This is a genomic window from Myxococcus llanfairpwllgwyngyllgogerychwyrndrobwllllantysiliogogogochensis (assembly GCF_006636215.1).
Classification (GTDB): domain Bacteria; phylum Myxococcota; class Myxococcia; order Myxococcales; family Myxococcaceae; genus Myxococcus; species Myxococcus llanfairpwllgwyngyllgogerychwyrndrobwllllantysiliogogogochensis.
Genome location: NZ_VIFM01000020.1, coordinates 1 through 13,948 on the forward strand (window position 1 = coordinate 1; position 13,948 = coordinate 13,948).

11 protein-coding genes are annotated in these 13,948 nt (G+C 70.5%); 7 read left to right on the forward strand and 4 right to left on the reverse strand.

Annotation, left to right across the window (positions count from 1 at the left end; all coding sequences use genetic code 11):
• Nucleotides 1-295 precede the first annotated feature (295 nt).
• From FJV41_RS07205 to FJV41_RS07215, 3 genes are all read left to right on the forward strand, one after another.
• Complete coding sequence (locus FJV41_RS07205) at nucleotides 296-541, forward strand: hypothetical protein (protein ID WP_141641674.1); 246 nt, start codon at nucleotides 296-298, stop codon at nucleotides 539-541.
• Between the two features lie 75 nt (nucleotides 542-616).
• Complete coding sequence (locus tag FJV41_RS07210; protein ID WP_141641675.1) at nucleotides 617-1,096, forward strand: peroxiredoxin family protein; 480 nt, start codon at nucleotides 617-619, stop codon at nucleotides 1,094-1,096.
• 201 nt (nucleotides 1,097-1,297) lie between these two features.
• Complete coding sequence (locus FJV41_RS07215; protein ID WP_141641676.1) at nucleotides 1,298-2,233, forward strand: alpha/beta fold hydrolase; 936 nt, start codon at nucleotides 1,298-1,300, stop codon at nucleotides 2,231-2,233.
• A gap of 13 nt (nucleotides 2,234-2,246) precedes the next feature.
• Here FJV41_RS07215 and FJV41_RS07220 read toward each other — a convergent pair whose 3' ends face one another.
• From FJV41_RS07220 to FJV41_RS07230, 3 genes are all read right to left on the reverse strand, one after another.
• Entirely contained in the window at nucleotides 2,247-3,206 is a 960-nt protein-coding gene (locus FJV41_RS07220; RefSeq protein WP_246137058.1) for a DMT family transporter, read from the reverse strand.
• A 30-nt stretch (nucleotides 3,207-3,236) separates the two neighbouring features.
• Nucleotides 3,237-3,518 carry a rhodanese-like domain-containing protein gene (locus FJV41_RS07225; protein ID WP_141641727.1) on the reverse strand — a complete coding sequence of 94 codons (282 nt, stop codon included), beginning with the start codon at nucleotides 3,516-3,518 and terminating at the stop codon, nucleotides 3,237-3,239.
• 81 nt (nucleotides 3,519-3,599) lie between these two features.
• The gene (locus FJV41_RS07230) at nucleotides 3,600-5,102 is read right to left on the reverse strand and encodes a DUF6891 domain-containing protein (protein WP_141641678.1); all 1,503 of its coding nucleotides are present in this window, start codon (nucleotides 5,100-5,102) and stop codon (nucleotides 3,600-3,602) included.
• 189 nt (nucleotides 5,103-5,291) lie between these two features.
• On the opposite strand from FJV41_RS07230, the gene FJV41_RS07235 reads away from it, so the two are divergent.
• Together FJV41_RS07235 and FJV41_RS07240 are read left to right on the forward strand one after the other, a co-directional pair.
• Nucleotides 5,292-5,807: a GreA/GreB family elongation factor gene (locus FJV41_RS07235; RefSeq protein ID WP_141641679.1), complete on the forward strand. Its 516-nt coding sequence runs from the start codon at nucleotides 5,292-5,294 to the stop codon at nucleotides 5,805-5,807.
• Between the two features lie 100 nt (nucleotides 5,808-5,907).
• The gene (locus tag FJV41_RS07240; protein ID WP_246137059.1) at nucleotides 5,908-8,430 is read left to right on the forward strand and encodes a sensor histidine kinase; all 2,523 of its coding nucleotides are present in this window, start codon (nucleotides 5,908-5,910) and stop codon (nucleotides 8,428-8,430) included.
• Between the two features lie 18 nt (nucleotides 8,431-8,448).
• On the opposite strand, the gene FJV41_RS07245 is transcribed toward FJV41_RS07240, so the two are convergent.
• Nucleotides 8,449-10,194: a sensor histidine kinase gene (locus tag FJV41_RS07245; protein WP_181790461.1), complete on the reverse strand. Its 1,746-nt coding sequence runs from the start codon at nucleotides 10,192-10,194 to the stop codon at nucleotides 8,449-8,451.
• Between the two features lie 226 nt (nucleotides 10,195-10,420).
• Here FJV41_RS07245 and FJV41_RS07250 point away from each other — a divergent pair, with 226 nt between their 5' ends.
• Nucleotides 10,421-13,282 carry a PAS domain S-box protein gene (locus FJV41_RS07250; protein ID WP_141641681.1) on the forward strand — a complete coding sequence of 954 codons (2,862 nt, stop codon included), beginning with the start codon at nucleotides 10,421-10,423 and terminating at the stop codon, nucleotides 13,280-13,282.
• Entirely contained in the window at nucleotides 13,279-13,941 is a 663-nt protein-coding gene (locus tag FJV41_RS07255) for a hypothetical protein (RefSeq protein ID WP_141641682.1), read from the forward strand. Before FJV41_RS07250 ends, FJV41_RS07255 begins: the two co-directional genes overlap by 4 nt.
• Nucleotides 13,942-13,948: the final 7 nt, after the last annotated feature.

Sequence of the window (13,948 nt, forward strand, 5' to 3'; positions counted from 1 at the left end):
GCCCACCACCGCCACCTTCTTCGCTTCCATGTCCGCCCTCCGTCGAGTCATGCCCGGGAAAATCCCGAGCACTCGACGACTCCACGAAAATGGGGGGCGAAAGGTTACAGGAGGCTCACCACCAGGACGCGGCGCGTCGTGCCGGGCAACGCACCGTACGGGCAGCCCGGATGCGCAAATTCCGCGAGCCAGGTGTCATCCCCTCGCGAGCCCTTTCCCCCGCGAATTCATCGCGAGTCGCCTGCACGGAAATCCCGGTTATGGTGCGGGCACTCAGGGCCGGTTGGAGTCACGCATGCGCCACGTCACCATCGCCGTTGTCGCGAGTCTGCTTCTCACGGGCTGCAGCAACTATTGGTGGGTTGCCCCACTGCTCCCCATCGACCGCTTCGACCACCCGAGCACCCGGTCCAACACCCAGCCCGTCTACAGGGAGCCGCCCCCCGCCCCCTCCAGCGAGCCCGTGTACGGACCTGCCCCTTCCTCGGATGCACCGGACGCTGAAAAAGAAGAGTCCAAGTCCGCCGACGAAGCCTCCTGAAACCTCCTGGAAGGGTCGCACGTACCAGGGTTCGTCATATGGCGCGCACGCTCGCGCCACCCCAGGACGTGCCCCATGCCTCAGCTCGCCGCCCCGCCGCAGCCGCTCCGCGCTCCGTCATTCTTCCTGCTGGACCCCGCCCACGACGTCGAGCGCCCCCTGCTCCGTCACGGCCGCCCCACCCTCATCACCTTCCTGCGCGGCACCTGGTGCTCGTCCTGTCAGGCCTTCCTGGAGCGCCTCTCCCCACTGCACACCACCCTGCAGGCGCGCGGCGTGGACCTCGTCGGCGTCGTCTGCCAGGGCCGCCACTGGGTGAAGAGCTGGCTTGCCCTCAACGCCCTCCCCTTCCCCCTCCTCGTCGACGAACAACGCACCGTCGCCAAGGCCTATGACGTCTACAAGGCGCTCGGCCTCGACGGCATCCACATCGCCCGGCCCGCCACCTTCCTCGTCGATGCCCAGGGCCACATCGTCTGGCGCTACCTCGGCGACGACCGCGCGGACCGCCCCGCCGACGCGAGCCTCCTCGACGCCCTCCAACTCCTGCGCTGAGACATGTCTGATACTTGATTTCGCTCGGACGGAAACCTTCCGCCCCGGCTGATGACAGACACAGCTTCCGGGTCTGGTTCACCTCGTCCCTGAGTGGATACGACCCCAGACGTCACGCCAGAGGAGGCAATGTCAGAGGTAGTCGTAGAATGATGGACGTCACGGCGGATTTCCCGCCGGCTCTGAACAAGGCACGCACCCATGAAGATGCTCCTCGCCGCCCTGCTCACGCTGCCCCTTCTCGCCTGTGGCCCCGCCTCCGAGCCCGCGCCTTCCGAGACCCCTTCGCAAGTCGAAGCCCAGTCAGAGCAGTCCAGCGAGCTGTCCTCCTCCGCGCCCCGCGAGCGCTCCATCCGACTGCGCACCGGCGTCACGCTGCGCTACGTGGAGCAGGGCTCGCGCCACGGCCCCGCCGTGGTCTTCCTTCATGGCTACACGGACTCGCACCACACCTGGGACTTGAACCTGTCCCTCTTCTCCCGTGACTTCCACATCTACGCGCTGGACCAGCGCGGACACGGGGACTCCCCGCGCCCGGTGTGTTGCTACACGCAGCAGTTCTTCGCCGCGGACGTGGCGGCCTTCCTCGACGCCGTCGGCGAGCGACGCGCCATCATCGTCGGCCACTCCATGGGCAGCTTCATCGCGCAGCAGGTGGCGCTGGACTTCCCGCGCCGCGTGGAGGCCCTGGTGCTGGTCGGCTCGGCGCCCACCGTCGCCGGCAACGAGGTGGCGCTGTTCCTCAAGTCCGTCGTCGACGAGCAGGTGGGCACCGTGGACCCGGACTTCGTCCGCGAGTTCCAGTCGAGCACCTTCGTACGCCCCGTCCCCGCCTCGTACCTGGACACGCTCATCTCGGAGAGCCTGAAGGTCCCCGCGCGCGTGTGGCAGGACACGCTGGACGGCATGCTCGCGGAGGACCACTCCGCGCGCCTGCGCTCCATCCGCGTGCCCGTGCTCGTGGTGGGCGGAGACCAGGACGGCTTCTTCCCCGTCGCGCAGCAGCAGGCGCTCGTCAACGCGCTGCCCGATGCGCGATTCATCCTCTACCCGAACACCGGCCACGCGCCCCACGCGGAGCTTCCCCAGACGTTCGTGCGCGACGTGAGCCAGTTCCTGCGGCGCGTGTCCCGGTAGCGCTCGGCACGGACTACGCGGGCCCTTCGGCTGCCGCGTCCTCAGGGGGCTTCAGGTTCGCCCCCGGCGTGTCCGAGCGGGCCAGCAGCACGGCGGCGGTGAGGATGAGCGCGCCGCCAAACACCTGACGCAGACTGAGCCGCTCGTCGAGGAAGAGCGCGCTCAGCACCACCGCCGTCAGCGGCTCCATGTTGGACACCAGCGAGGTGTTCACCGGGCCGATGCGCGCCATGCCGAGGAAGAAGAGGAAGACGGCGGCCACGGTGGAGATGAGCGACAGCCCCACCACCGCGCCCCAGCCCAGGCCCGTGGTGGGAAAGGACGGCCCCTTCACCAGCATGGCCAGGCCGAAGACGAGGCCCGCGGACGAGAGGATGACGGTGCTGGAGACCAGCGGCCCCGCCTTGCCCGCCACCCGCGCGCTGGTGACGACGTACACCGCGTAGAGCAGCGCGGACAGCAGGCCCAGGAAGACGCCCGTCGGCGTCACCGCGCCCTGCCGCAGGTCCGCCGTCAGCCCCGTGCCACACAGGGCCAGCACCACCGCCACCCACTTGAGCCGGCCCAGGCGCTCGCGGAACACCAGGACTTGAAGAAGCGCCACCAGCGCGGGGAACGAATACAGCAGCAGGGCCACCAGCCCCGCGGGAGCGAACTGGAGCGCGGCGAAGTACACGCCCGCCTCGCTCACGTAGCCCACCGCGCCCAGCAGGATGAGCCCCACCAGCAGGCGGCCCTTCGGCAACGGCTGGCGCATGGCCACCATGAAGGCGGCCAGCACCGCTCCGGCGAACGTGAAGCGCAGGAAGAGCAGCGTGAAGACGTCCGCGCCCGCCGCATAGGCGAGGCGGCCGAAGAGTCCGAGCGCGCCGAAGCACGCTCCGGACAGGGCCACGATGAGGAAGCCAGCGGTGCGATTCATGACGGGAGCGGCGGCACGCTGCTCCAAGCCGCGCCCCATGTCACGCGCCACGCGTCCGGCCCCTCCAGCCCGGACAGAGGGTTACCAGTTGTTCACGGACCGCAGGTCGAACACGTCCGGGAAACCATTGGCGCGCAAAATTTGTGAGGCCACCGCGCTGCGACCACCGGCGGCGCAATACACCACCACGGGGGTGCCGGGCGGGCCCACCTCGGCGACACGCTGGGGCAGCTCCTGCACGGGGATGTTGCGCGCGACGTCGGGGTGGCCCTGCTGAAACTCCTGGGGGGTGCGCACGTCCAGCAGCACCGCGCCATCCGCGACGAGCTGCCGGGCCTTCTGGGACAGTTCCTGGGGCGTCATGCGCGGCAGCATGCCTGATTCAGGCAACAGTGGCGCGCGCTTCACACGAGCCCGTGTTGCCTTCACGGCGAAACGCGCCGCTCACTCCTCCGCCCCTCCCGCGTGGAGGTCCACCGTCTGCGAGAAGTCCTCCTCCGACTGGACGATGAGCGTCTGAAGACTGGGGAAGCGCGGCTTCACCAGGGCGACGAGCCCATCCAGCCTGTCGCGGGCGTCATCCTCCCGCGTGTACTCGAGGGTGAGCTCCGTCACGCTGTCCGAGCGCACGTCCTCCAGCTTCATCCCTCCGTCCATCTCCAACGTGAGGCTGCGCAACCGGGGAAGGAACTCCACCAGCAGGCTCATGGCGAACTGCCGGGCGCCGAGCCTCAGCGTCTCCGTGGTGTCGACATGCACACGCCTGCGCCGCCAGGTGAAGGCGGGCATGAGGACGATGCGGGAGTGCGCGTGGCCATTCCACTCCGGCTCGAAGCCGTGCTTGCGCAGGGTCTCCACGATGACGCGGCCCACCTCCTCCGCCTGCGCGGACACCTTCGCGTCCTCTTCCTCCGACAGCTCGCCTTCCCTGTCGTCATCCTCCACGTCGTTCACCAGGCCGTAGGCCAGGTGCAGCGGATGCCCCTCCAGCGCGGAGTCCGTGTCCTGCTCGTGGAAGAACACCGTGCCCCGAATCTTCTCCCCCTTCGCCCGGCGCTCATCCGCCACGCCCCGGGACACCTCCCACCCGCCGCTCAGCGTGGTGGAGGCCGACACCTCCGCGACGAAGCCCTCGCGCCGCAGCTCCTGGAAGGCCGCCTCCAACCGGTCGGAGGCAATGACCTCCGGCCACGTCTTCTCCTCCTCCGCCCGCGCCCGGATGAACGCGAGGAATTGCTCCATCACCCTCCGCTGGACCCGCACATCCACCACGTCGTCCCAGTCGGAGCTGCCCGTGTAGTCGAAGACCTGGTCCAGCGGGTGATGGCCGTATTCGAAGACCCGAATCACGCCCTCCACCACGCCGGGCACCAGGGCCACCTCGTCCTCGGGCAGCACCTCCTCGGGCACGAAGCCCAGCGCCCCCAGTCGCTTCGCCAGCGCCTCCGCCTGCGACTCCAACCCCAAGCGCCGCGCCAGCCCCAGCATCGGCACGTCACCGTGTGTCGTGGCGAGCGCCTCGAAGCGGAAGCTCCAGTCCTCCTCGTCGAACGTCTCGATTCCCACCGCGAGGTGCCCGTCATCGAGCCACTCCGTCGCCGCGTCCTGCCCCGCGGGCTCGAGCAGCTCCTGGCCGAGCGCGAGCGCCTCCAGCTCCAGCACGTCGTCGGCCGGGTTCGGCCCGGTGTCCAGGGCCCCCAGCCGCCGCGCCAGCTCCGTCGCCCGCTCGAAGAGCCCGCGCTGCCGGGCCCACAGCGGAAACCTCACCTCGCCCCGCGTCGACGCGAGGAAACGCGTGATGACGAGTCCCACTCTCTCATCAATCAAGTCGATGCCCACGAACGCGGAGCGGGAGGTCGGATACGTCGCGACATTCACGTTCGCCACACCGGCCATCACCTCGTCGGAGATGGCGCGCACCCGCGCCCTCAGTTCTTCCTCGTTCACACCGGGCTCCTACTCGTTGAGAGCATCGCGAAGACGCGGGCCACATACCGGCAGGAGAACGGGGGGCCCCAGGGGATGTCGCATCGCGCCGGCCTTCACGCACATGCCCGCATCCACGGCCCGCACTCCATCGTACGAGAGGCCAAAAACTGGAGGTGTCACGGAGGGGCGCTACAGTTCTGTGCCATCATGTCACTCGACAAGCAGGCATTGATGCTCCAGCTCGCCGAGCGCCTCCAGCAGAGCGACAGGCTGGCCCACCGGGCCGAGGCCGAGGCCCGCGAGGCGGCCCGCAGTCTGGCCACCGAGTCGGAGAAGCGAGAGGACGGCCGCGCCGCGCTGGAGTTCGGCAGCCTGGCCACGGGACAGGCGAATCGCGCCCGTCGCGTGCAGGAGGAGCTCAAGGCGCTCTCCAACTTCGGCCAGGGGCCGGTGCCGCGCTTCCCGCGTCAGGGGCCCGTGGGCCTGGGCGCGCTGGTGGATGTGAGCACCGAGGACGAAGAGGGCTTCGCCGAGCGCACCTTCTTCGTGCTGCCCGTGGGCGCGGGCACGGAGCTCACCGGCCCCGGCGGCGACGGCTTCCTGTCCGTCATCACCCCCGCATCCCCCGTGGGCCGCGCGCTCATGGGCCGCAAGGCGGGCGACACCATCGAAGTCACCCTGGCGGGCGAGGTGCGCGAGTGGACGGTGCTCGAGGTCGCCTGAGCCCGGGTGTCCCACCCCTGTCGTCCGGGGTGTCCTGCCCCCGACGAAACGTCAGCGAGCACTAGAACCCATGGGCCCTGACACGCGTGAATCCAGGAAGATGTTCCCACTTCCCGCACCGCGTTCACTCCAGGCGCCCTCCAACTCGACGCTGCTGCCGCTCACGTGGCCCGCCGCCCTCATCGGCCTGCTGTTCGGCGTGCTGATGACGTATGTGCCGTACGAGTTCCGCGTGGCCGCCTTCCGGCCGCTCTACCCGTACGTTCGCCTGCTGGGACTCACCTACCTCACCGGCAGCATCTGCTTGATGGGCGCGCTCTTGTATCCGCGCGCCCCGCGCTGGCTGGACGTGGGCGGACGCGTGCTGCTCGGCGCGGCCATCGGCCTGTACTGGTGGGTGCTGAATGTCATGCCCGGCAGCCTCACGGGCATCGTGCTGTATCCGCTGTTCTTCATCGGGCTGCTGCTGGAGGCGTGGCCGTCCATGCGCCAGCGGCCCACCCTGCGCATGCTGGCGGCCCTCACCGGCACCGCCTTCGGCGTGGCGCTGCTCACCGCGCCCGAGCGCTTCCCCTTGTCCGTCTACGCGCACCTGTCCCCGTTGCGCCCGGTGGTGGGGCTGCTGTTCACCGTGGGCGGCGTGGGGCTGCTGCTGCCCACGCGCTGGCTGCACCCGCGCATGCCCGCGCTGCTGATGGGCGCGCTGGCGGTGCCCTACGGGCTTCTGGCCTACGCGCTGGCCCGAGGCTCCGCGTGGCTGGGCGCGAGCGTGTACACCGTGCTGGCCCTCGCGTGCGTGGCCCAGGCAATGAACTGGCGACCGCGCGCGCCGCGCACCGTGGGCTGGAAGCTCCTGCGAGGGCTGGCCTTCGCCGGACTGGTGCCGCTGCTCGCGCTGGGCGGGCTCGCCGCGTACATGGCACAGCGGGCCATCGAGAAGCAGGTGCGCGACGACACGCGCTACGCCGCCGCGGGCGAGGCGGACTTCCTGCGGCGCTACCTGGACGACTCGCGCGAGTCGCTGCACCTGCTGCTGGAGTCCCCGGGCTTCCGCGCGGCGCTCGCCAGCGGAGAGCGGGAGCGGTTGGAGCCGTACCTGGCGAACCTCGCCGCGCGCGAGCGCACCTTCCACGCCGCGTTGACCATGGACGAGAACGCCCAGGTGCTGGCCACGTCCGAGGGGCCGGAGGGCTGGGGCTTCAACATCCAGGGGTACTTCCCCGAGCCCCCCGCGCCCGGCGAGCTGCCCCTGTCGCTGCCCTTCATCCGTCCGCACAACCATCCGCTGGTGGCGGTGGCCCTGCCGTTCGAGCTGGAGGGCTCCCGGCGCGGAGTGCTGGTGGGCCTCTTGTCCCTGGAGCGGCTGAGTGAGGCCGCCACGCCCGCGTCCCAGCGCTTCCGCGTGCAGGTGTTGGATAGGCGCGGCCAGAAGGTGCTTCGAGACACCGCCGAGGGCGCGCAGTTGTTGGGCGAAGCCCACCTGCCGGAGGCGCTGCGCGAGGAACTGGAGCGTCCAGGTGGGGGCGTGCTGGAGGCCTTCGACGCGGCGGACCGGCGCGTGCTCGCGGCCGAGGCCCCGGTGGAGGGCTCGCCGTGGAGCGTCGTCGTGACGCAGGAGCTGGGCGTCGCGTACGCGGCGATTACGCGCATGAGCGCGGCGGTGGTGGGGCTGGTGCTGATGGGCGTGCTGATGGCCCTGGGCCTCTCCCAGTTGGTCGCGCGCGACGTCATCCGCCGACTCGACACGCTGCGCGAGGCCACCGCCGCCCTGGCCGCGGGTGACCTGGCCCGACGCGTGGAGGTGGAGGAGGACGACGAGCTGGGGGAGCTGGCGCGCGGCTTCAACGAGATGGCGGACCGCACGGGCGCGGCGCAGCAGGAGCTGAAGGAAGCGGTGCGCACGCGCGAGGAGTTCCTCAGCGTGGCGAGCCACGAGCTGCGCACGCCGCTGACGCCACTCAAGGGCTTCGCCGCGCTCACGCTCCAGCGCCTGGAGAAGAGCGGCGACTTCCCGGAGCGCGAGCGGCTGCTCAAGGCGTTGCGCTCCATGGCCCGGCAGACGGAGCGACTGGCGAGGCTGGTGGATGACCTGCTCGACACCGCGCGCATCCAGGGCGGACGCTTCGAGCTGGAGCGACAGCGCGTGGACCTGACGCCGGTGCTGCGCGAGGTGATGGAGCGCTTCGAGCTGCGCGGCGAGGGCGGCATCACCTTCGAGCTGCGCGTGCCCGAACATCCCGTGGAGGGCGACTGGGACGCGCCCCGGCTGGACCAGGTCATCACCAACCTGGTGAGCAACGCCGTGCGCTACTCGCCCCAGGGCGGCGCGGTGTGCGTGACGCTGGAGGAGGCGGCGGACCACGTCCTCATCCACGTGAAGGACCAGGGCATCGGCATTCCCCCGGAGAGCCTGGCGGGCCTGTTCCGCCCATTCGCTCGCGCGTCCAACGCCACCGCGCGGCACTACGGCGGCCTGGGCCTGGGCCTCTTCATCTGCCGCGAAATCGTGGACCGCCATGGCGGCACCATCTGGGCGGAGAGCCCGGGGCCGCAGCAGGGCAGCGCCTTCCACGTGCGCCTGCCTCGCCTCGTCGAGCCCCAGGTCACCGACGTGGCGGCCTGAGCGTCCACGGCCCTCGCCTCAAGGCTTGGGTTCGGGCGCGCCAGGCACCGACAGCCATTCCTCCGGGATGTCGCCGCGCGGAAGCTCCAGCACGAAGGTGGAGCCGCGCCCCAGCTCGCTGGTGGCCTTCACCGTGCCGCCGAAGGCCTCGACAATCTGCCGGGTGATGTAGAGCCCCAGGCCCAGGCCGCCGTAGTGCCTGTCGCTCACCGCGCGCTCGAAGCGCTCGAAGATGCGCGGCAAGTCCCGAGCGGAGATGCCGATGCCCCCGTCCTCCACGATGAGGCGCGCGGTGCGCCCATCCGCCTCCACGAGCAGGCGCACGGGTTGGCCGGCGCCGTACTTCAGCGCGTTGGAGAGCAGGTTGGTCACCACCTGCTCCAGCCGCAGCCGGTCCCACCGGCCCAGCACCGGCACCGGCGCGTGCATCTCCAGCGAGCAGTGCAACTGCGCCGCGGAGGGTGCGAAGCGGTAGAGGATTTCCGCCGCGACGCTCGCCAGGTCCATCTCCTCCAGCTCCAGCTTCAAGCGGCCGGCGGTGATGCGCGACACGTCCAGCAGGTTGTCCACCAGGCTCGTCAGCTTGCGCACCTGGCGCTGCACCACGTCCAGCGTCTCGGAGACGCGCTCCGCGGACACGGGCTTGCCATTCGCCGCCAGCAGGTCCACCTGCTTCTGGAGCAACTGCACCTTGAGGTGCAGCGGCGTCAGCGGCGTCTTCAGCTCGTGACTCGCGATGCCCAGGAACTCGTCGCGCAGGCGCACCGCCTCGCGCGCTTCACGCAAGAGCCGCGCGTTGTCCAGCGACAGCGCCGTGCGCCGCGAGAGTTCCTCCGCCAGTCGCTCGTCCTCGTCACCGAAGGCCGGCGCCCCGTCCGTGCGGAACAGCGCCAGCGCGCCGATGATGCGCCCGCGCGCCACCAGCGGTACGCCCAGGTAGCTGCTCAGCCCCAGCGAGAGCAGGAGCCGCGCGTGCTCCGCGTCCCGCGTGAGGGCCACCTGCTGCTCCTCCGTCAGCTCCGCCGTCCGCTCCGTCCGGCCCGTGAGGAACAAGGAGGGCAGGCCCCGAGGGTCCAGCGTGTCCGGCGGATACCGGCACAACATCTCCACGAGCAGCACGTGCCGCTCGGGTTCCGCGTGCACGGCGGCGACGGCGCGCACCGACTCGCCCGACGAGCCCAGGAAGAGCACGCCCGCGTCCGCCAGCGAGGGCACCAGCAGCCGCAGCAGCGGCTCCATCTGCGCCTCGGTCTCCAGCTCGGCGCCCAGCAGCGCGCCCGCCTCGGCCAGAAGCCTCGCGGCCCGCGTCGCGTCCAGGCGGGGCAGCAGCTCCTCCCGCGCACGCAGGAGGACCCCCGACGGAGCCTCCTCCGCGCTCCCGGCGGGCGATATCGGGAACACGCTGCCTCGGAGCACCACCACCGTGCCATCCGGCCGGCGCAGTCCCCAGCGCTCCTCGCGAACCCCTTCTCCCGCGAGCGCACGCGTCAGCGGAGAAACTTCCAGTGGCACGGACGCGTTCTCCGGGCGCACCCAGTCGCACCCAGGCAGGCAGCCATGCTCCAGGCGCTCCGGAACGGGGATGCGGAACTGGTGTCCCGCCTCGGCGTTGAAGGCCAGGACATGGCCCGCGGCATCCATCAGCAGGAGCGCTTCGCCCGTCTGCTCGATGAGCAGACGAAGGGCCGCGTCGCTCAGCCGGGCTTCCGCCCGTTCCACGAGCACCTGACGAATCTTCGAAAGCTGGGCGCGGCCAGAGGACATGAGTTCAGGGGATTTCTGCTCGTGGCATGGTGGCATCCCGACCCGCCCGAAGGAAGACAGCTCCCCGCCCTCGCTCAACACCTGAGAGGGCGCGGTCTGAATCCCAACCTTCCTGGGGTCAGGTCAGCCCCCTTGCCTGTACTGCAGGAAATCCTGAATCGTTGGATAGTTGTACATCGCCCGGACTCCTCGTTCGTGCGACGCGTCCACTTCCTCGAGCCTCAACATGCAGACGCCGCCCGCCAGGCCTGATTGGACTCCCCACGAGCGCCGGTACCGGCTCGTCATCGACAGCCTGAAGGAGGTCGTCTTCCAGACGGACGCGCAGGGTGCGTGGACGTTCCTCAACCCGGCGTGGACGGAAATCACGGGCCACACGGTGGAGGACTCGCTCGGCAAGCCCTTCTCGGAGTTCGTCTACGAGGAGGACCAGCGGCGCAGCCTGGAGGGCTTGCGGCGGCTGGTGACGAAGGAGCTGGAGTACGTGCGCACGGAGGTGCGCTACGTGAATCGCGGCGGCGGCTTCCGGTGGGTGGAGGTCTACGGGCGACTGATGGTGGGCGAGGACGGCGCGGTGCTGGGCACGTCCGGGACGCTCAACGACATCACCGAGCGCAAGGCCTCCGACGGCGCGCTGGCGCGGCGAGAGCGCTACCTCACCGCGCTGGTGGAGATGCAGCAGCGGCTGCTGGCGGTGCGTGACGGCGGAGATTTGTACGGGCCGGTGCTGGAGCCCCTGGGCCAGTCGTCGGGCGCCAGTCGTGTGTACGTCTTCGAGCTGCACCCGGGCCCCGCGGGAGAGCGCTGGTGCAGTCAACGCGCGGAGTGGTGCGCGCCCGGCGTGCGCGCGGAGATAGACAACCCGGAGCTCCAGAACCTGCCGATGGAGCCGAACCTGGAGCGGTGGGCGAAGACGCTGTCGCGCGGGGACGTCATCGAGGGGCTGGTCGAGACCTTCCCCCCCGTGGAGCGCGAGCTGTTGGAGCCGCAGGGCATCCTCTCCATCCTGGTGCTGCCGCTGCGCGTGCAGGGCGTGCTGACGGGCTTCGTGGGCTTCGACAACTGCGCGGAGGCGCGGCGCTGGGACCGGTTGGAGGTGGACCTGTTGTCCGCGGCGGCGGGCGCCATCTCCGTGGCGCTGGAGCGCAAGGAGTCCGAGCGCGCGCTGCGCGAGCGGGAGCGGCGCTTCCGGCAGCTCGCGGAGAACGCGTCGGACGTGCTGTACCTGTACCGCTGCGAGGCGCCCAGGGGCTTCGTCTACGTCAGCCGCGTGGCGCACGCGAAGCTGGGCTACGGGCCGGTGGCGCACTACGGCGACGCGGACCTGTGGTACCGGCGCGTGCATCCAGAGGACCGGGACGCGCTGGAGCGACTGCTGGAGGCCCCGCGCGCCTCGGCCGGTGCGCCGGTGACGGTGCGCTACCTGCATCCGGATGGGCGCACGCTGTGGCTGGAGCACGTCGTCGTCCCGGTGACGGACCCGATGGGGCGCATGGTGGCGGTGGAGGGCCTTGCGCGCGACATCACCGAGCGACGTCAGGCCGAGGAAGCGCTGCGCCTGTCCGAGGCCAGCTTCCGCGCGCTGCTGGAGGGCGTGCCGGACGCGGCGGCGATTGAGCGGGACGGGCACATCGTCTACGCGAACGCGGCGCTGGTGGGCACGCTGGGCTTCGAGCGCGCGGAGCAACTGGTGGGCCGTCAGTTGTCTGAGTTCGTGAAGGACATGCGCGGCACGGAGGCGGTGAGGGCGGGCGCGCTCACCGGTGAGCGGCGGCTGGTGCGGCGCGACGGACGCACGCGTGTGGCGGAGGTCGTGTCCCTGCCCCTGCGCTTCGACGGCCAGCCCGCGGTGGTGTCCATCGCGCGCGACGTGACGGAGCAGCGGCAGCTCCAGGCGAGGCTGACGCTGGCGGACCGGCTGGCGTCGGTGGGCACGCTGGCCGCGGGCATCGCGCACGAAATCAACAACCCGTTGGCCTTCGTGCTGTCCAACCTGAGCTTCATGTCGGACGAGTTCCGCCGCAACCTGCCTCCGGGCGACGGTGCGACGGCGCTCCAGGCCCGGCTGCGGGGCGAGCCTGATTTGGGCGAATGGGTGGAGGTGCTGCACGAGGCCTGCGAGGGCGCGGAGCGGGTGCGGCAGATTGTCCGTCAGCTCAAGACGTTCTCCCGACCCGACGAGGAGAATGTGTCGCCGCTGGACGTGCACGGGGTGCTGGAGTCGGTGGCGATGATGGCGGCGAACGAGATTCGCCACCGCGCGCAGCTGCGGCGCGAGTACGGCGACATTCCCTCGGTGATGGCCAACGAGGGGAAGCTGAGTCAGGTGTTCCTGAACCTCGTGGTGAACGCGGCGCAGGCGATTCCGGAGGGCTCCGCGCACCGGCATGAAATCCGGCTGGCGACGCGGCGTGATGGACGCTCGCGGGTGGTGGTGGAGGTGCAGGACACGGGCGTGGGGATTCCGCGCGAGGTCATCGACCGCATCTTCGACCCGTTCTTCACCACGAAGCCGGTGGGCGTGGGCACGGGCCTGGGCCTGTCCATCTGTCACAGCATCATCCACGGGCTGGGCGGTGACATCACCGTGGAGAGCGAGCCGGGCAAGGGCACCCTCTTCCGCGTCAGCCTGCCCACCATGGAGCAGGACGCGCGCGCGGTGGCGGCGGCGCTCGACGTGACGCCCCGGCCCCTGGTCCAGCCCCGAGGACGCGTGCTGGTGGTGGACGACGAGCCCGCGGTGGGACGCGTGTTGCAGCGCATCCTCCGGGGCCACGAGGTGGAGGTCGCCTGCAGCGGACGCCAGGCGCTGGAGCTGCTGGAGCAGGGCATGGAGCCGGACGCGGTGCTGTGTGACGTGATGATGCCGGACCTGACCGGCCGCGACGTCTACGAGTCCGTGCGGCGCGAGCACGCGGGCCTGGAGGGACGCTTCGTCTTCGTGTCGGGCGGGGCCTTCACCACGGGCGCCCGGGAGTTCCTCGCCAGCATCCCGAACCTCCTGCTGGAGAAGCCCTTCGACGAGGGCCGCGTGCGGCGCGTGGTGGAAGACCTGGTCCGGCTGCGACGTCCCACCGCGGAGGCGTGAGCATGTGGAATGACGTGGAGCTGAGAGACCTTCCGGCGTGCGCGGCACGGCTGCTGGACGAGGTGCGCCGGGCGGACGGGTTCGCCTTCGTTCGCGAACAGGCGGCAGAAGCCGAGGCAGTGGACGAAGGGCTCGTCACCGAGATGACGGCGGGGCTGGTGAAGAGCTTCGGGATGTACCGCCAGCCTCGCTACCTGCGTCCGGAGGCATATGCCTGGGAGGAGCGGGACGGCGTGCGCACGGCGCGCATCCGGCCGCTGTCCGCCCTGCTCCTCTACTGGGCGGGCGGGGACGTGAGCCCCTACGTGCCGCAGGTGGTGTGGGGCACGGGACTCGTCGGCCACCACTACGAGGAGACGGCGTCGGAGAACGTGCTGGAGTTCGGCGCGACGAACTTCGACTCCTCTGGCGGCTTCGACCTGGGCTCGCCCGGACAGACGCTGGTGGAGCTGGCCGAGGACGAAGCGCTGAACGAGCTGGAGGTGTTCGTCCCGCTCAAGAAGCTGCTGCTGGTGCGCACGCTCCAGTGCGCGCACGCGGCCGTGCGCAAGGCCGTGAAGTCAGAGGCCTTCCGCGAGCTGCCTCGCGAGGAGTCGTTCCGATTCTTCGCCACTCCAGGACACGACGAGCCGTCCTTCGTGCTGCCACACGAGCCCTGAGCGCGTC

Bases quoted from the DNA above. Each gene is read 5' to 3' on its own strand.
- FJV41_RS07205 (WP_141641674.1), top strand. From the start codon at position 296: ATGCGCCACGTCACCATCGCCGTTGTCGCGAGTCTGCTTCTCACGGGC.
- FJV41_RS07210 (WP_141641675.1), top strand. From the start codon at position 617: ATGCCTCAGCTCGCCGCCCCGCCGCAGCCGCTCCGCGCTCCGTCATTC.
- FJV41_RS07215 (WP_141641676.1), top strand. From the start codon at position 1,298: ATGAAGATGCTCCTCGCCGCCCTGCTCACGCTGCCCCTTCTCGCCTGT.
- FJV41_RS07225 (WP_141641727.1), bottom strand. From the start codon at position 3,518: ATGACGCCCCAGGAACTGTCCCAGAAGGCCCGGCAGCTCGTCGCGGAT.
- FJV41_RS07235 (WP_141641679.1), top strand. From the start codon at position 5,292: ATGTCACTCGACAAGCAGGCATTGATGCTCCAGCTCGCCGAGCGCCTC.
- FJV41_RS07240 (WP_246137059.1), top strand. From the start codon at position 5,908: ATGTTCCCACTTCCCGCACCGCGTTCACTCCAGGCGCCCTCCAACTCG.
- FJV41_RS07245 (WP_181790461.1), bottom strand. From the start codon at position 10,194: ATGTCCTCTGGCCGCGCCCAGCTTTCGAAGATTCGTCAGGTGCTCGTG.
- FJV41_RS07250 (WP_141641681.1), top strand. From the start codon at position 10,421: ATGCAGACGCCGCCCGCCAGGCCTGATTGGACTCCCCACGAGCGCCGG.